This is a genomic window from Gracilibacillus thailandensis (genome assembly GCF_010994055.1).
Lineage (GTDB): Bacteria > Bacillota > Bacilli > Bacillales > Amphibacillaceae > Gracilibacillus > Gracilibacillus lacisalsi.
Window position 1 is genome coordinate 1 of record NZ_WJID01000058.1, and the last position, 19086, is coordinate 19086.

The following is a 19086-nucleotide window of genomic DNA, read 5'->3' on the forward strand; positions in this document are numbered from 1 at the left end:
TGTCAAAATAACTACTTTGGACAGGACCGGGTGGGCTTTTCCGGTTTTTCTTATAAAGAAAGTATAAAAATTGGGTGCCTGTCTACGCAAGCGCCCAGAAACTAGGCGACTTCACGAATCGCCCTACGATAAGTCATCATCGGTTCGTAAACTCACCGTGATTCCTTTATCTCAGTTGATCCGCTCCAGTCGCTACGTTTCTAAACGGGCGCTCTGCGCTTTTCTTATCCTATGAAAAACTTGACAATCAGATAAAAAGTGTAAATAATGAGGACGATTACATAAAAGTAAAACATTCTTGTATAGAGGTGGCTAACAAATGCGAGTAACAGCAAAAATGATAGCAGATGAACTAGGTTTATCTCCAGCTACAGTTGATCGAGTTTTAAATAATAGGAAAGGGGTAAGTGAAAAGACGATACAGAAAGTAAAATCTAAAGCTCACGAGTTAGGTTATCAACGGAATAGAGCAGCTAAATTCTTAGCAACGCAAAAGGTAATTAATATTGCCTTTATTCTTCCTGTATTTCCTAATTATTTTTGGGACGACTTAGATTTTGAAATTAAAGAAGGAGCCATGCTTTATTCTGAGTTCGGATTAAAAGTCGATGTCCATCGAGTACATACAGTGCCTGAAAATCAGCAAGTAGAATATTTGCAGGAAATTGTAGATTCGAAGGAATATCAAGGAATTGTGATAGCGGCACATGATACGAAACCACTTGAAAAAATTATCGATCAAGCAACAAAAGAAGAGATAGCAGTGTTTACTATAAACACAGACGTACCAAATAGTCAACGTATAGCATATGTAGGTAGTGACTATTATGATGCGGGTTTTCTGGCTGGAGAGCTAATCTACTTATTTAGTAGAAGCGCACAACATATTGTATTTATAAGAGAAAAAGAAAACACCTTCCAAATGCAAAATAAAGAAAATGGATTTACTGATTATTTCAAAAAATTGAACGTAAATTATCAATTACAAAAAATTAAGTATGATACATCTGCTTATATCGAAGAGGAACAAGTAGAAAAATTGTTAAAAGACCATAAAGAATTACTGCTGGCTGCAGATGCTATCTATGTAGCTGGTGGTTTATTAGATAAGTTTATCCCAAATATAGAGAAATGGGAGAAAAAGCCTGTCATCATCGGTCATGATATTAACGAAACTATTTATCATGCGTTTCAAAAGGATCTTATCACTGCTTCAATCTGTCAAGATCCGGTAGCACAAGCTAACTTTTCATTGAAAAAAATAATGAACTACTTTTTAGATGATAATATCAACGATATCAGTTCATATATTGTCAAACCTGAAATCGTAACGAAGGCTAATGCAAAATATTATATCAATAACGAAAATAATTTGATTAATAAACAGGAAAATGATTGACGTACATCATTTTCTGATATATCATATTAATAAATAGATGAGTTACCTAAAGATGAATGCGCTTTTATAGCGTGCTTCATCTACTTTTTCACCTTGAAATGATGTACGTACATCATGGGAAGGTGAAAGTTGAACAGGTACCAATTCTATCAACTATTGATATCAAATCTAAGGAGGTCAATGATGAAATTTAGATTAGTTTTTATTTCGTTCATAATGTTAGCTTCTATGTGTTTAATTGTTGCGTGTAGTTCAAATGAAAGCGGTGACAATGGAGAGTCATCAGGTCAAGGGGATGAAGTAGTTGTTGATTTGTTTAATATAAAAGTAGAAACAACGGATCAACTAAATAACTTAATCGATATTTATGAGAGTGAAAATGAAAATGTAAAAATTAATGTAACAACAGTTGGTGGTGGGCAAGATGCTCCATCGGCATTACAAGCTAAGTTTTCTTCTGGTGAAGCACCATCGATCTTTTTATTAGGTGGTCTGTCGGATGTCGAAAAATATAGTGAATATTTGTTAGATGTATCAGATATGGAGAGTGCTAAAACAGCTATTGACGGCACTTTAGAGGGTGCTTCTATGAATGGTACACCATATGGCATTCCTTTAAATATTGAAGGATATGGTTGGATGATTAACAAAGATATCTTTGAAAGAGCAGGGGTAGATCCGTCAACGATTGATAGTTACGACAAATTTGTGGAAGCAGTAGAAACTATTGATTCTCAAAAAGAAGAATTAGGGATAGATTCGGTATTTGCCTTTAGTGCAAAAGAAGACTGGGTCGTAAGTCAATTCTCAAGCCATTTTACAGCTCCGGAATTTGGTAATGATGTTAAGACAGCTTTCGAATCAGAGGAACTGAACTTTGAGTATGGTGAACGTATGAAAGAATATACAGATTTATTTAACAACTATAACTATCAACCTATTCTATCATTAGACTACAGTACGTCAGTAGAAGAATTATTTGCAAATGATAGAGCAGCGATTATTCACCAAGGTAACTGGATCGTTCCAACATTAAATAGTATGGACGAAAGTTTTGCACAAGAAAAACTTGGCATTCTTCCTCTCTTTGTTTCTTCCGATACCGAAGGGAAACTTGTTGCCGGTCCGTCATGGTATTGGGGTATTAATAAAGAGAAAGATGAAGCAGTAGTAGAAGAGTCTAAGAAATTTATCGATTGGATGTATACTTCTGACAAAGGAAAAGAATTAATTGTCGAAGATTTTAAATATGTTCCTTCCCATGAAGGTTATGATACCGATTCCATTTCAGATCCAGTATCAGCGGAAGTATATCAGTATTTATTAGATGGAAAAGGGAAAATTTGGGCGAATAACCAGTATCCTGATGGCTTTTTCTCTGAAGCGTTACATCCAGAGTTTCAAAAATATTTAGGTGAACAACAAAGCTGGGAAGAATTTAAGGAAGCAACTAGCAATGCATTTTCAGAAATGCGTTAAAGATCCCCAGGAAAGATGGAGCAAAAACATATTTTTGCTCCATCCTATTATGATTCCTTTAGTTTCGCTATTTGGTGCAGTAGATTTATTAAATCGCACTGGTTTAGCCATTATGTATCTAGGGTTAGGGTCTAGTCTAGCAGTTTTCTTATACGTAGGTGCAATGAAAGGGATTCCGAAAGCTTTAGATGAAGCGGCGATTATTGATGGTTGTAATAGATTTCAAGTTTATTGGTACATCATGTTGCCCATGTTAAAGTCAACGACGGTAACGGTTATTGTTCTGAATGCGATCTGGTTCTGGAATGATTACTTACTTCCATCACTTGTGATCAATAAAGAAGGGATGTATACCATTCCGTTGAAAACGTTCTATTTCTTTGGTGAATATTCCACACAATGGCATCTTGCCTTAGCAGCTTTAGTTATTGCGATGATTCCAATAATTGTTTTATATATGTTCCTACAAAGATATATTATTGATGGTATTTCTGAAGGCGCAGTTAAATAATTTAATACAGGAGGAAAAGATATGAAGTTTACAGACGGTAATTGGTTAGTAAGAGAGGGGTATGAAATACATTTTCCAAAACTAATTCATGAGGTGGAAGAGATAGATGGTTCGGTAACCTTATATGCACCATGTAAATATCTCAATCATCGTGGAGACACTCTAGATGGCCCATTGTTAACGATTAAAATTTCATCCCCTATTGATGAAGTGATTCGTGTTGAAACATGGCATTTTAAAGGTGGCAAAGCGAAATATCCAAACTTTGATATTAGTGATCAACACAATTCGATAGCGTTAGAAGAGAATGAAGAGTATGTTTCTTTCACGAGTGGAACTCTTCGCTTACAAATATCTAAACAAAATTTTGCATTATCATTTGAAAATGCTAATGGTAGATTAACAGATGCTGATGGAAAAGGACTAGCATGGATTGATGGGCCGGCAAATAAAACCTATATGCGTGGTCAATTACGCCTTGGAGTAGGAGAGCATCTTTATGGTTTAGGTGAACGTTTTACGCCATTTATAAAAAACGGTCAATCAGTTGATATCTGGAACAAAGATGGTGGCACAAGCTCTGAACAATCATATAAAAATATTCCTTTTTATTTAAGTAGTAAAGGGTATGGTGTTTTTGTCAATCATCCTGAAGAAGTGAGCTATGAGTTAGGCTCTGAAACGGTATCTCGCGCTCAGTTTAGTGTTGAAGGAGAATATCTAGATTATTACTTTATTAATGGCCCTTCACCAAAAGAAGTAGTCAGTCGTTATACAGAATTAACAGGAAAACCTGCCTTACCTCCTGCATGGTCATTTGGCTTATGGTTATCCACTTCTTTTACGACAGACTATAATGAGGAAACGGTTAATCATTTTGTTGATGGCATGGCAGAACGTGGTATCCCACTAAGTGTCTTTCATTTTGATTGTTTCTGGATGAAAGAATTCGAGTGGAGTAACTTTATTTGGGATCGCCGTAATTTCCCAGATCCAGAAGGGATGTTAAAGCGACTGAAAGACAAAGGACTGAAGATTTGTGTTTGGATCAATCCATATATTGCACAGAAGTCAGTACTTTTTGATGAAGGAATGGAAAAAGGTTATTTATTAAAGAAGCCAAACGGTGATGTATGGCAATGGGATTTATGGCAAGCAGGTATGGGAATTGTTGATTTTACGAACCCAGATGCATGCAAATGGTTCCAAGACAAGCTGAAGGTATTATTGGATATGGGTGTAGATTCCTTTAAAACAGATTTTGGTGAACGAATCCCGACGGATGTCGTGTACCATGATGGATCAGATCCGCAGAAAATGCACAACTACTATGCTTATTTATACAACAAAGTAGTGTTTGATTTACTGAAAGATGTAAAAGGTGAAGAGGAAGCGGTTGTATTTGCGCGATCAGCCACTACAGGTGGACAACAATTCCCAGTACACTGGGGTGGTGACTGTGACTCGACATACGATGCGATGGCCGAAAGTTTACGTGGCGGTTTATCATTAACAACTTCAGGCTTTGGTTATTGGAGTCATGATATCGGTGGTTTTGAAAATACTGCGACTCCGGATGTATTCAAGCGGTGGACAGCATTCGGTTTACTTTCAAGCCATAGCCGTTTTCACGGTAGTTCTTCCTATCGAGTACCATGGAACTTTGATGACGAAGCCGTAGATGTTGCGCGTCACTTTACTAAGTTAAAAAATAGTTTAATGCCTTATCTTTATGGGCAAGCAGTAGAAAATAGTCAAACAGGCGTCCCTGTTATGCGTTCGATGTTGTTAGAATTCCCAGATGATCCACTATGTGAAACATTAGATCGTCAATATATGTTGGGAGATTCCATACTTGTAGCACCAATCTTCAATGAGGAAGGAATCGGCTCTTTCTACTTGCCAGAAGGTAGATGGACACACCTTTTAACCGGAGAAATAGTGAATGGTGGTACATGGATAAAAGAACATTACGATTACTTTAGTCTACCGCTTTTTGTAAAATCGAATACCATTTTACCTTTAGGAACAAGTGAAGAGAATCCTGTCTATGACTATACCGATGGTGTAACCTTTAAAATCTATCAGTTATCAAACAAACAAAAAGCGGAACGCACACTTGTTAACGCAAAAGGTGAAGAGATTGGGGCAATTGTAGCAGAACGAAATGCTAATAAGATTCAAGTACAGACAACCGGTGTCGAGCAAGCCTATCATATTGAAATTGTCGGCCATAAGAAAGTATCCGTAAACGCTGGAAAACAAAACGTTACAATTGAAATATAATGCAGAGTATTCGCGAGATATTTACACTTATCTCGCGAATACTAAATTCTAGTATTCTCTGAATGAATCCGTTATCATGGAGTGGTGAAGGGGTGAGTTTATGTCTACAAAACATCACATTATAGTTGGAGGATGTGGCGGTATGGCAAATGTTTGGTTGGACTACGTGGAACAACGTGAAAATGCCTCAATAGTAGGGTTGGTCGACCTCAATAAGGAAGCAGCTCAGAAAAAGGCTGATCAACGAAACTTACACGTACCTATTTTTACAGATATAGCAACAGCCATAAAAGAAACAGGAGCCAATCTCGTCTTCGATGTGACCATTCCAGCTGCTCATAAACAAGTTGTTACAACAGCACTTGAAGCTGGTTGTCATGTATTCGGTGAAAAACCGATGGCGGAATCTTTAAACGATGCTCTGGAAGTGAAAAAAATTGCAGAACGGACAGGCAGAACATATAGTGTCATGCAAAATCGACGGTATCTCAAAGAAATAAGATCCCTTCGCCATTTCTTGGAAAGGGATGGATTAGGGAAAGTTCATACAGTAAACGTTGATTTCTACTTAGGTCCTCATTTTGGCGGATTTCGTGAGCAAATGGATCATCCGTTAATTGTCGATATGGCAATACATACATTTGATCAGGCGAGATATATTTCAAAAAGCAATGCTGTCTCTGTCTATTGTCATGAATTCAATCCGACGGGTTCATGGTATAACGGTAATGCTTCTGCTATTTGTATTTTTGAAATGGCAGATGGGTCTGTATTTACATTCCGTGGTTCCTGGGCAGCAGAAGGATTTCGCACGTCATGGAACGGGGATTGGCGAATTATCGGAACGAAAGGGACAGCTAAATGGGACGGCTTTGATCATCTTACAACCGAAATCGTCAAGAAGCCATCTGACACAGCTTTTTTGAAAGAAACAGAACAAAGCACGATACTAAATAGTTGGACTGGGAAAGAAGAACATGCTGGCTGCTTAGATGAAATGTTTGCTGCTTTGGAAGAAAATCGTCAAGCTGAAACAGATTGTCATGATAATATTCATAGTATGAAAATGGTATTTGCAGCAATAGAAAGTGCAGAAAAAGGTGAGAAAGTTTATTTGTAATAGCGTTTTAACTGGATTCATATAAAACGAACGCAAAGACTAGCTAGATGTCCTTGCGTTCGTTTTTTTAATAAGTAAGCAACGTATAAAATTTACGCAGATGTCTAGCTCCGAGCGCCCAAAAACTAGGCGATTTCACGAATCGCCCTACGATAAGTCATCATCGGTTCACTATTCTCAGTGATTCCTTTATCTCAGTTGATTCGCTCCAGCCGCTACGTTTTTTAGCGGGCGCTTTGCGCTTTTCTTATTGGTCGATTTATACTCTTTTTTTGTAATTTTTTAAAAGCTAATAATGCCAGGTGCATGATAATAAGACTGGAAAGACACATAGGGAAAAATGGCAAAATCCCCGGTATACGTTCTGTCAATAATCCGATCAGCAAAGTAGTAACAAACATGGTAATCGTAAGAAACGGATTAGAGACTCCTGTTAATAGTGCGATTTTATAATAATCAAATGTTTTGTGATCAAAGTGCACCAACACTGGAAAGATATAAAACAATAATATTAAAAAAATAAGTGACAATGTTGCAAAAATAAAGAGCATTAGGTAATAGATAGACGGAGGAACTAAAAACAAATATTGATAATTAATATATAACAAGTAGGCAAGAACAGCTATTGGCCATAACAAAAGGTTTGCTTGGACGAAGTGTGTTTTATAGGATCGCCAAAACGTTTTAAAAACAGAAATGTCAATGTTCCCTTTCAACCATTGTCTAGTTATTGTAAACATCGATGCAGTAGCTGGCGCAACACCGAATAATAAAAGACCAAACACACTAAATAAAATCCAGAGAACATTGACATACGCAATTCTTGTTATCCATTCCATCACTGTATAAAGTTTTGTAATCAACCCATTTTGATTCATTGTATTCACCTCTACATTAGGTTTTTGCTTAGCATATTGACAATTGTCCAGAAAAAAATATTGTACATTTAATAAAAACGCGTTATAATTAAATAAATTAATCGTTCACTAGTATACTAGTTATATCAGATTGTTTCCTTTATCATATCAAATAATGCATAGAGGAGCAATACATTCTATTATCTAAACTACCATACTAGTATTTCTTATGTGCCATACATAGCAGATTAATAGTTGGAAGTAGGAGTGTTATCGCTTATTTTATTTTAGTACCAACACCTATTCCAAGTAATGAAGTATTTGGAATATCCGGTGAAAGGGGTGATGAATCTCCAGTAAATACCCAAAAAATGAAAGCGTTATATCAGGTATTGAGGTAGGGTTAATTAGGTACAATTTATTAAATTTCTCGGGAGGGTCAGCAAGTGCAAAAAAAATTATTCAGTGCATTGTTTGTGTTCATTACCATTACTTTATTGGTAGGTTGTATGGAAAGTAGTGATAGCAGTAACGACTCTGAGGAAGATGGTTTAACAACTATCACGACGGTACGTACACAAGATGATGGTACCGTTTACAAGGATGGTGAAGATGTTAACGACAATGTTGTAACAAGATGGGCTGAAGAGGAATTAGGCATTAACTTTGAATACTTATGGACACGTCCAAATGATGAACAGTATAATCAACAAATTCGTTTAATGATGTCATCCAATGAGCCTTTACCAGATGTATTTCAAGTAACAGATACGCAATTAATTGCTGACTTGGTTGAGTCGGGAAAGGTTCAACCGATAGGAGAAGCAATTGAAGAGCATGCTCCAGATCGCTTAAAGGATATTTTTGATGAATTTTCTGATGCCTTTAACCAAGCTACTATTGATGGAAAAAGATACGGGCTTCCAAGATTCTCTGGTGGTAATGGTACAGAATCATTAATGTGGGTACGTCAGGATTGGTTAGATAATCTTGGCTTGGAGGCACCGGAAACATTAGAAGAATTAGAAGCAGTGATGGATGCTTTTGTAAATAAAGATCCAGATGGTAATGGTAAAGATGATACCTTTGGTTTGTTACTATCTGCTGGTGAAGTTGGTTTTGGTAGAACAAATATTGGTGATACTAGCCCGGTATTCGGTATGTATGGTGATTATGTTCCAGGACTCTGGTCGGAAGGTGAAGATGGAAATCTAGTATATGGATCCATTCAAGAAAGCATGAAAGATAGTTTAAATAAGATGAAGGAATGGATGGATAAGGGATATATTTCTCAAGAACTTGCAGTAGCTGCAGCAGATCAGGCACAAGAGAATTTCGTATCTGGTAAAACAGGAATAGCATTTGGTCCTCCTTGGGCATGGGATTGGCCATTTGGAGAAATAACATCGAATGACCCAGATGCTGTTATTAAGCCTTATCAACTTCCTAGTGGTCCGGATGGTGAAATAGGTCGTAAAGGTGAATCATTATTGACAGGATCATTCTTGTTTAGTTCCGAATTTGATGATTGGGAGAAGTTCTTTGAATACTGGGATGAGACATATGGATATATTTTAAATGATTCTGAATACTTTGAGGATGGCTTATTTGAAGGTTATGACTATATTATGGTAGATGGTGAGCCTGTCTACGATCCGGATGTTATTGAAGAAGAAACTGGTGAGGAAAAAGTCGATCCAGGTCGCTATTTCTTACCAACAAATGTTCCAACATTCCCATATAAAATGTATGGCTTGTTACAAGAATTTCATGAGAACCCTGATAAAGAGCCATCTGGTGCATATGAAACAGACTTAGCTCAAAGAGATCCAGAATATATTGAAGCAGCAGCTATCATCAACCGTTCCAATGACATTCGAATTGAAAACAAATTTACTGGTGCTCCTACAGAAACGATGGCCGATCAATGGTCTAACCTAGAACAACTCGAATTAGAGATTTTTGCGGATATAGTGATGGGTAATGTAGAGTTAGAAGAATTTGATAGCTTTGTTGAAGAGTGGAAAGATAATGGTGGAGATCAAGTTACAGAAGAAGTAAATGAATGGTACCAAGAAGTACAAAGTGTAGAATAATAGCCAATAATTTGTGAAGCATCAGGTGTGAATTAAATATTTTTATTTATTTAATTCACACCTTCCTTCATTTATACAGATCGTTAGTAAAGGAGGATATGAGATGGAGGTAAAGAAAAAACAAAAGTGGAACATGAGACGTAATTGGCCCTTACATATATTAATATTACCAGCTGTTATTGTAGCATTATTTTTCCAATATGCTCCAATGGGTGGTTTGATCATGGCATTCCAAGATTATAAACCGTGGTTAGGTTTTTTTCAATCTGAATGGATAGGTTTTGAGCATTTTCAAACCATTATTCAAACAGATCATGCAAAACAGGTGATTTGGAATACATTGGTTATTTCAGTCTTGAAACTTATATTTGGTTTAATTGTTCCGATTGCAATTGCTTTACTATTAAATGAAGTTTACCACACTGTATATAAAAGGACAGTGCAAACGGTCATTTATTTACCGTATTTCCTTTCGTGGGTAATCCTTGGAGGTATTTTGCTAGATTTACTGTCGCCAGAAGGTGGTTTGTTTAATCAGTTTTTAGGGATATTTGGTATAGAACCAATCTTTTTCTTAGGTGATAATACTTGGTTTGTGCCTACAGTTGTTGTAACAGATTTATGGAAAGAAACAGGATTTAACACTATAGTCTTTTTAGCAGCTATTACAGCAGTAAATCCAAATTTATATGAGGCAGCACATATTGATGGTGCAAATAAATGGAAACAAACGTTATATATTACGTTGCCAGCAATGATGCCGATTATTATTGTTGTCGGAACATTATCTCTTGGAAATATTTTAAATGCTGGTTTTGACCAGATTTTTAACCTGTATAATCCACTAGTTTATGAGACAGGAGATATCATTGATACGTATGTTTATCGGCGAGCTTTAATAGATGGTGACTTCAGTTTTGGTACAGCAGTTGGTTTATTTAAATCTGTGATCAGTTTCTTCCTAATCGTATTAGGTTATCGTCTTGCTTATAAATATGCAAACTGGAGAATTTTCTAGGAGGTAATAGCATGATATACAAAACAAAAGGCTATAAAATTTTCACTGTCTTTAATTACATTTTTTTAGCATTCCTTGCTATTATTTGTATTTTGCCACTTATTCATATTTTAGCAGTTTCATTAAGTGGTAGTGCAGCAGCGTCAGGTAATATGGTCTCGTTATGGCCAGTTGATTTTACATGGGATGCTTATGACAAAACAATAGGAAATGATAATTTTATCAGATCCTTACTCATTGCTATACAGCGTACAGTATTAGGGACGATCATTTCAATGGGGTTATTATTATGTGCCGCTTATGGCTTGTCCAAGTATGACGAAGAGTTTAAAGGTCGTAAATGGTATATGTGGTTTTTCGTATTTACAATGTTATTCAACGGTGGTATTGTACCAACCTATATTATTGTCACTGGTCTTGGACTAGGTGATACGCTTTGGGCATTAGTATTGCCTACAGCAATCAATGCTTTTAACTTAATTCTTTTATTAAATTTCTTCCGTACGTCCGTACCAAAGTCATTAGAGGAATCTGCGTTTATTGATGGTGCCGGTCACTTTACGATATTTTTAAAGATTTATTTGCCAATTTCGATTCCAGCAATTGCGACGGTTTCCTTATTTACCATGGTATTTCACTGGAACCAGTGGTTCGATGGTCTGATTTATATGACTAATGAACGAAATTATCCCCTTCAGACTTTCTTACAGTCCATTGTTGTTAGGAAAGACTTGAGTAATGTTACCGACGCTGAGGAATTGAAGAACATGTCTCAACGTACAGTAGAGTCAGCGCAAATTTTTATTTCAGCATTACCTATGTTGATTGTCTACCCGTTTATCCAGAAATATTTTGTTAAAGGTATCGTTTTAGGAGCTGAGAAAGAATAATAAATATTTCTCGCAACCACGAATATTACTTTACTATATGGAAGTTAATTAATTTTTAATAGATTGGAGAGGTTTCATGTTAAAAGTAGCAATTATTGGTACAGGAGCAATATGTCCATCTCATGTAAAGAGTTATCTACAATTTCCTAGTAAGTGTAAGATTGTTGCATTATGTGATATTTATCCAGAAAAAGCGGAAAAAATCAAACAAGATTTCAACTTAGATGCGCATGTATTTGACAATTATCAGGATCTGATTGACAAGGAAGAGGTTGATCTAATCTCTATTTGTACACCACCATATACTCATGCAGATATTGCGATACACAGTTTGGACGCTGGAAAACATGTACTGGTTGAGAAACCGATGGCATCTTCTTTAGAAGAATGTGACGCAATGGTTGAAGCCGGCAAACGGAATAACAAAATTCTATCGGTTGTTGCTCAAAACCGATTTACTACACCAATGATGAAATTGAAGCATGTACTCGAAACAGAATTAATGGGCCCGATTCTCCATACACAAGTTGATTCTTTCTGGTGGAGAGGACATAGCTATTATGATTTATGGTGGCGAGGTACTTGGGAAAAAGAAGGCGGGGGCTGCACATTAAATCATGCTGTACATCATATTGATATTTTCCAATGGATGAGAGGCATGCCATCCGAAATAACGGCAGTAACAAGCAATACGGCTCATGACAATGCTGAAGTAGAGGACATTTCTATTGCAATTGGTCGTTATCAGGATGGGAGCTTAGCGCAAATCACTAGTTCTGTTGTTCATCATGGAGAAGAGCAGCAGTTGATTTTCCAAGGTAAGAAAGCGCGTGTCTCCGTACCATGGAAGGTAAAGGCGTCAACTTCAAAGGAAAATGGCTTTCCGAATGATGATCCTGAACTCGAGCGGTTATTGACAGAAGCATTTAACAGTCAGCCAGATTTAGAGTATGAAGGACATCCCGGTCAGATTGAAAATGTACTTGATGCGATTATAGAAAACAAACCGGTATTGGTTGATGGCATACAAGGACGTCAAACTTTAGAGTTGATTACAGCAATCTATGAATCTGCCAACTACCAGCGTACGGTGACATTACCATTAACGAAAGAGAGTCCTTTTTACACGAGAGAAGGTATTTTACAAAATGCGAAACACTTCTATGAAAAAGGAGCATCGGTAGAGAATTTCTCTGATACGGAAATTACAACTGGTGGTAAGTACGAATAGATGTTGTAAGGAGGTTACTATGGTTAATAAAAAAGATGGTATGAATTATGCACCAGAAGGAAAATCCAATAAAGTAGTTGATCCTGGGGAATTTCGAATTGCTGCAATTGGTTTAGATCATGGTCATATTTATGGAATGTGTAATGGTCTGATTGAAGCGGGAACAGATTTAGTATATGTCTATGATCCTGATCCAAAGAAGGTTGAAGCATTTTGTAACAAATTCCCTCAAGTAAAAAGTGTTGATAACGAAGATATTATCTATAATGATGATTCGATACATTTAATTGCATGTGCAAGTATCCCGGTAAGTCGTTATGAGATAGGGGAAAAAGCATTACATCACGGTAAACATTTTTTTGCGGATAAGCCCGCCTTCATTAAGCAGGAACAAGTAAAAAAAGCTCGTCGATTAGTGGAAGAGACTGGTTTGAAGTGGGGCGTTTACTATAGTGAAAGATTACATGTAGAAAGTGCCATTTATGCAAGTCAGTTAATTGAACAGGGAGAAATTGGCCGGGTGATTCAAGTAATTGGAACTGGTCCACACCGAGCAAATGCTGCCAATCGTCCGGACTGGTTTTTTGATCCGGAATACTACGGAGGTATTCTCTGTGATATTGGTAGCCATCAAATTGAGCAGTTTCTTCACTTTGCAGGTGCGAAGGATGCTAAAGTCTTACACAGTAAAGTTGCCAATTATCAATATAAAGACCATCCAGACTTTGAAGATTTTGGTGATGCAACACTAGTAGCAGATAATGGTGCAACCTTCTATTTCAGAGTAGACTGGTTTACACCTGATGGTCTAGGTACATGGGGAGATGGAAGAGCTATTATTTTAGGAACAGAAGGCTATATTGAGATTAGGAAGTATATTGATATTGCTAATCATAATACCTCCAATCATCTGTATCTAGTCAATGATAAAGAAGAAAAACATTTCGAGTTATCTGGAAAAGTAGGATTTCCATATTTTGGAGCGTTTATTCTAGATTGTTTAAATAACACAGAAAATGCTATGACACAGGAACATGCTTTTAGAGTAGCAGAATTATCTATTGAAGCACAGGAAAAAGCAATGAAAATTGAATAGGTGTTTATAAAAAAAGACATTCACTAAAGTTGGTGGATGTCTTTTTTTGGAGAATCTTCTTTTATTACAACTTCCATTTTATTAAAAACAGAAAGTTTGAATTTCCGGAATTATTTTTGAATTCAAGAATATTAATTATACTAAGATATTAAAATGCTACCATGCAAGGATGAAGAAATTTATATATTTTAAGTAAATGGATTGGAGCGTGAAAAATGTACAAAAAAGGGATGTTTTTTTACTAACAATGGAACTAGTGGTTTAAGGAGATTTACAGATATTACACGTGATCAAAAACAAGTTGAACCTCAAAAAAATGTAAGCGTTATCCCTCCGTTGTGAATTATCTGAACCAATCATTAGATCGATCTTAAGTTTTTACTGGTTTCATTAAAGGGTTGCTTCATATTTCTTTAACATAAAAAAGGAGTTAAAGCCTTTATGCATAAGGACAGAACACATGTACAATTATCAGCTAGGGATAAAATGTATGAACATATCAAAAATCGAATAATTAATTTAGATTACGAGCCAGGAGAAAAAATTTCTGAGAAAGATGTTGCTCTGCATTATAACGTGAGCAAAACACCTGTAAGAGAAGCATTTTTAAAGCTTGCTGAAGAAGAATTGATAAAAATTTATCCTCAAAGGTATACAGCAGTTTCCAAAATCGACTTGGATCTAGTCGAGGAAGGGAGGTTTTTGAGGGAGAATATTGAATGCGCGATAGTGAAAGAGGCATGTAACAAATTAAATGATGACTATTTCATGCATCTTGAACTAAATCTTAAATTACAACAGTTTTGTATAGAGAAAGGTTCCTATCAAGAACTTTTTGGCTTAGATGAAGAGTTTCATCGATTGTTATTTGAAATGTGCAATAAATTAAGAATATGGAAATTGATGAGATCAATGAACAGCCATTTTGATAGATTGAGAGTATTAAGATTAGCATCTAATCATGATTGGAAAATATTATTTGATCAACACACTAGAATTTTCGATAATATATCCAGTGGTCAACCAGAGAAGGCTGAAAAAGTTATGCTTGATCATCTTAATTTAGTTCATTTTGAAACGAAAGAATTGAAAAAGCAATATTTGGATTATTTTGAATAGAATCGATACCTGTTATGAAAGTTTATTGCGACAGGCTGCAATTGGAAGCTCCAATTACTTCGGTTACATTTGCCAACTATAATTTTAATTTGGAGGCTTTTATTATGAAAAGAATGATTCAAATGTTATCTGGTATATTGTTTTTCGTTGTGTTAATTGGTTGTCAAGAAGACAGTAGTTTGAATGAAAGTGAAACAGGCGAAAAAGAAGGATCGGATGATATCGTAAACTTAAGGGTACTACACAGTTTTACAGGTTCTCAACCGCAAGCACCAGTAATGGAACCAGCTTTTGAAGCATTTGATGAAGAACATGATGATATTCAACTAAATATTCAAACAGCAGCAGGTAACGATATTTTGGAACAGCTCAGAACGGAAATGGCAGCAGAAGATCCACCAGATGTTTTTACACATTGGGGAATGAGAAGAACTGAAAACTATATAAAAAATGGTGTAATACCTGATATTAGTGACATGATCGAATCTGATCAAGATTTAGATGGACTCTATATGGATGGAGCATTTGGACCTGTTACTTATCAAGGGGGCATCTATGGGTTACCATTTCAGGGTTATAGTTACTATCTAATGATAAATAAAGATCTGTTTGAAGAACATGGAGTAGATATCCCGACGAATTATGAAGAATTGAAGAAAGCCGTTATACAATTCACGGACGTTGGTTTGATTCCGTTTGCTGCCAATAATCATAGTGCAAGATATATGTTATTAACATGGTTTGCACAAAAACAAACTACCGAAGATTTAAGAAGTTATGCAACTGCAGAACAAGAATTTGGGGAAGATTTATTGCTGGCAGCAGAAAAAGCACAGGAACTAGCAGAATTAGGCGCATTTCCTGAAGGTTATATGAATTTGGAAACGGCCCAATCCTTAGAAATTTTCCATGCAGAACAAGCACCGATGTTTTATCAACATAGTTGGACAGTCGGCTCGATCGATGAAGAATTATTAGATTCATATGAAATTATTCCGTTTCCTCTAGGTGATGAGCAATCAGAACCTACTGTATTAGCGGGGACAGGACATTTTATTTATATGAGTCAACGAGCTTATGATGATCCTGATAAACGAGAAGCTGCATGGAAATTAATGAAAAAAATTGCTGGTCGTGATGTTGCAAAAGGATTTGTCGAGGATATTGCGAACAATACGGCATTAAACGTTGAATATGATGAGGAAAACGTTAATCCGATACTAAATCAAATCTTAGATGATATGGATAATGCTGAAAAGCTTTTACCTTCATACGAAGAAGAATTGTTTGCATCTGCAGTCGAAGGAGAATATTGGCCATTAACGGATGCTTTATTGTTAGGAGATATTACCCCTCAAGAATATGTGGATCAGATGAATGACATTGTAAGTGAACATCCAAATGTACAGTTTGAATAAATATCATTTCTCCAGGGGATAGAAGAAAACACTTTTATCCTCTGTCAAAATAAAAGGGGTGGTTTAATTTGGTTCGTCAAAGAATGCTAACTCTTATATGTTTCATCGTACCAACATTGCTGTTCTATATATATTTCTTTTTGAATCCTGTAATAGACACCTTCTACAATAGCTTGTTTGATTGGGATGGTATCTCACCTAAAGTTTTTCTCTTTGTAGATAACTATATAGAATTATTTACCGATCCAATCTTTTATAAATCCCTTTTAAATACTTTCTATTGGGTGTTTTTAGTGCTTGTAGTTCAAATTCCAATCGGTTTTTTTCTTGCTTATTTTATTTATCAGCGAGTCAAAGGTTATAAATTTTTAAGAACTGTTTATTTTATTCCTGTTATAACATCGTCCGTTGCTGTGTCACTTGCCTTTTCATTTATATACGAAGCACAGTTTGGGATCTTAAATAGCTTTTTAAAATTAATCGGTTTAGACAACTTAACAACAGCTTGGTTACAAGATTCTATTACTGCAATGACGGCAGTATCATTACCATTTGTTTGGAATTATATCGGTTTGATGATGGTAATATTATATTCAGGGTTACAATCTGTTCCAGATGAATTGATAGAAGCTGCTGAAATGGATGGGGTTAATCCACTACAAAAAATAGTCTATGTTATCTTACCATCGTTACGAAATGTATTAGTAATTTGTTTAGTTCTGGGTATCTCATATGCTTTTAAACAGTTTGATTACGTATTATTGTTGACGAATGGTGGGCCAGTACACTTAACAGAAGTTACAGGTACCTATATGTATAAGCAAGGATTCAGTGAAAGTAGATACGGTTATGGAAATGCTATAGCAATTACCATGATGTTTATTGTTATTGTTTTTACAATGGTAATAAATAGAATGTTACAACCAAAAGATATATAATGGAGAGGTGAGGATATATATGGGTAAAGTCTTTTCTAATTTTGTATCCCCTTTAAAGTATCTATTCATATGGGGATATTTCTCGCTGACTTTCGGCTTATTTCTTTGGGTATTAATAACATCATTTAAGTCTAATAGGGAGATTTTTTCAAATCCATTTGGTTTACCAGAATCATTTAATATTGACAATTATATTTTTGCATTATTTGATGTAAATATGGTCATGTATTTGTTGAATAGTCTAATTGTTGCAGTAGCTACCGTATTGTTATGTTTTGTACTTGGTTCTACGGTTTCTTATGCATTATCAAGATTTGAGTTTAAAGGAAATACGTTCATATATTTACTATTTATTATCGGGTTAACCATCCCACTTCAATCCTTGATATTTCCTATGTTTTTTAAAATGCATACGTTAGGTTTAAGAGACACCATTTTCGGAATAATCATTGTGTACACTGCTTTAAATTTACCTAAAACAGTTTTTTTACTAGTAGGATTTATGAAAGGGGTTCCAAAAGAAATGGAAGAAGCGGCGATAATTGATGGATGCAATTATTGGAAGGTATTTTCGAAAGTGGTCATTCCTATGAGTAAGCCAGTACTTGCTACAGTAGGTATTTTAGTGTTTATCGCTGCATGGAATGAATACATTTTTGCAACCGTTTTAATTTCTTCAGATGTAACAAAGACTTTGCCACTTGGGTTAGCAAGTTTTCAATCTTCGCATTTAAGTGAATATGGATTAATTGCAGCAGGAGTTATTATCTCCATTATTCCAGTATTAATTGCTTATATTCTATTTCAAGAACAAATTATTAAAGGTATGGCATCAGGTGCTGTTAAGGGATAATACAAACTAGTTTATTAGAAAGGTTAGGAGAGGTTATGTATAATTTACATCTTTCAGCTAGGGATAGAATATATGAGCACGTTAAGAATCGTATCTAAAGCCAGGAAAAAAGTATCGGAAAAAGATGTTACCCAATATCGTTACTAGAAACACATGTAAGAGAAGCTTTTTTAAAACTTGCTAAAGAAGAACTGCTATTTTGAAGCAAAAATGTAATGACAAATTAGAATTATAGATATATATAACAATATACATGATGAATAGGTGGTGTGATAAAATGAATCAAAAAGAAGCTCAACGTAAAACTATTGAAACTTTAACAAAGGCAGGGTTATTTTTAACGGAAGAGGAAAAGCAACGTGTGGAAATTGCTGATTTTGGTCTAAATCGATTAGAGCAAGAAGGCTTACAGTTAATTACATATGAAAATAATTCCCACTATTGTGCTAAAGAACTTGTCTTGTTTCCAAATCAAACATGCCCTGAGCATAAGCATCAATGCAACGTATTCGGTGGAATCGTATATTGTTCACCTGGGTTTAATTCAATCTCGTGAAATACGGTATAATATGCTTCACTTTCTTTCGGAATTGTTGCTTGGATCGGTTCCGTCGGTTCTCCTTCTACATATAAATAAACTTTACCTGCCCGACAGCGAAATGTTTCTTGCTTTCCTTCTGTTTGACCAATCGGGGTTTCCAAGCAACAGATCAAGGTGCAGTTGTTTCCGAATTTTCTACTACAAGTCGTGACGAGTATGATATCTTTACAAATC

15 protein-coding genes and 2 pseudogenes are annotated in these 19086 nt (G+C 35.7%); 15 read left to right on the top strand and 2 right to left on the bottom strand.

The annotated features are described in order from the left end of the window. Nucleotides 1-319 precede the first annotated feature (319 nt). From GH715_RS16055 to GH715_RS16075, 5 genes and pseudogenes are all read left to right on the top strand, one after another. The gene (locus GH715_RS16055; protein WP_153835867.1) at nt 320-1399 is read left to right on the top strand and encodes a LacI family DNA-binding transcriptional regulator; all 1080 of its coding nucleotides are present in this window, start codon (nt 320-322) and stop codon (nt 1397-1399) included. A 183-nt stretch (nt 1400-1582) separates the two neighbouring features. Continuing rightward, nucleotides 1583-2878, top strand: coding sequence for an ABC transporter substrate-binding protein (locus GH715_RS16060; protein ID WP_153835866.1), 1296 nt, complete (start codon nt 1583-1585; stop codon nt 2876-2878). A 46-nt stretch (nt 2879-2924) separates the two neighbouring features. Beyond that, nucleotides 2925-3389, top strand: a pseudogene (locus tag GH715_RS16065) (carbohydrate ABC transporter permease); the annotation flags it as partial. Nucleotides 3390-3410: 21 nt separating this feature from the next. Beyond that, the gene (gene yicI / locus GH715_RS16070) at nt 3411-5675 is read left to right on the top strand and encodes an alpha-xylosidase (protein WP_153835865.1); all 2265 of its coding nucleotides are present in this window, start codon (nt 3411-3413) and stop codon (nt 5673-5675) included. A gap of 100 nt (nt 5676-5775) precedes the next feature. Beyond that, nucleotides 5776-6795, top strand: a complete 1020-nt coding sequence (locus GH715_RS16075) for a Gfo/Idh/MocA family protein (protein ID WP_153835864.1) — start codon at nt 5776-5778, stop codon at nt 6793-6795. Nucleotides 6796-7019: 224 nt separating this feature from the next. Here the strand turns inward: GH715_RS16075 and GH715_RS16080 are convergent, their stop codons facing one another. Further along, nucleotides 7020-7673 carry a YesL family protein gene (locus GH715_RS16080; RefSeq protein WP_153835863.1) on the bottom strand — a complete coding sequence of 218 codons (654 nt, stop codon included), beginning with the start codon at nt 7671-7673 and terminating at the stop codon, nt 7020-7022. A gap of 425 nt (nt 7674-8098) precedes the next feature. Between GH715_RS16080 and GH715_RS16085 the strand changes: the two genes are divergently transcribed. The 10 genes from GH715_RS16085 (at nt 8099) to GH715_RS16130 (ending at nt 18867) form a co-directional block, all read left to right on the top strand. Further along, a complete protein-coding gene (locus tag GH715_RS16085; RefSeq protein WP_163578716.1) occupies nt 8099-9748 on the top strand; it encodes an extracellular solute-binding protein in 1650 nt (549 codons plus the stop codon). A 103-nt stretch (nt 9749-9851) separates the two neighbouring features. Beyond that, nucleotides 9852-10766 (top strand): ABC transporter permease, encoded by a 915-nt coding sequence (locus GH715_RS16090; RefSeq protein ID WP_153835862.1) that lies wholly within the window; start codon nt 9852-9854, stop codon nt 10764-10766. A gap of 11 nt (nt 10767-10777) precedes the next feature. After that, nucleotides 10778-11656 (top strand): carbohydrate ABC transporter permease, encoded by an 879-nt coding sequence (locus GH715_RS16095; protein WP_153835861.1) that lies wholly within the window; start codon nt 10778-10780, stop codon nt 11654-11656. 76 nt (nt 11657-11732) lie between these two features. After that, nucleotides 11733-12887, top strand: a complete 1155-nt coding sequence (locus GH715_RS16100; protein ID WP_153835860.1) for a Gfo/Idh/MocA family protein — start codon at nt 11733-11735, stop codon at nt 12885-12887. Nucleotides 12888-12906: 19 nt separating this feature from the next. After that, nucleotides 12907-13983: a Gfo/Idh/MocA family protein gene (locus tag GH715_RS16105; RefSeq protein WP_153835859.1), complete on the top strand. Its 1077-nt coding sequence runs from the start codon at nt 12907-12909 to the stop codon at nt 13981-13983. A gap of 441 nt (nt 13984-14424) precedes the next feature. Further along, nucleotides 14425-15102, top strand: a complete 678-nt coding sequence (locus GH715_RS16110) for a GntR family transcriptional regulator (protein WP_153835858.1) — start codon at nt 14425-14427, stop codon at nt 15100-15102. A gap of 104 nt (nt 15103-15206) precedes the next feature. Further along, the gene (locus GH715_RS16115; protein WP_163578717.1) at nt 15207-16520 is read left to right on the top strand and encodes an ABC transporter substrate-binding protein; all 1314 of its coding nucleotides are present in this window, start codon (nt 15207-15209) and stop codon (nt 16518-16520) included. A 68-nt stretch (nt 16521-16588) separates the two neighbouring features. Further along, complete coding sequence (locus GH715_RS16120) at nt 16589-17458, top strand: carbohydrate ABC transporter permease (protein ID WP_153835856.1); 870 nt, start codon at nt 16589-16591, stop codon at nt 17456-17458. Between the two features lie 19 nt (nt 17459-17477). After that, entirely contained in the window at nt 17478-18311 is an 834-nt protein-coding gene (locus GH715_RS16125) for a carbohydrate ABC transporter permease (protein WP_153835855.1), read from the top strand. A gap of 277 nt (nt 18312-18588) precedes the next feature. After that, nucleotides 18589-18867, top strand: a complete 279-nt coding sequence (locus GH715_RS16130; protein WP_194928276.1) for a cupin domain-containing protein — start codon at nt 18589-18591, stop codon at nt 18865-18867. Here GH715_RS16130 and GH715_RS16135 read toward each other — a convergent pair. Next, nucleotides 18810-19004: pseudogene (locus GH715_RS16135) on the bottom strand (cupin domain-containing protein); the annotation flags it as partial. The gene GH715_RS16130 and the pseudogene GH715_RS16135 sit on opposite strands and share 58 nt — an antisense overlap. Nucleotides 19005-19086: the final 82 nt, after the last annotated feature.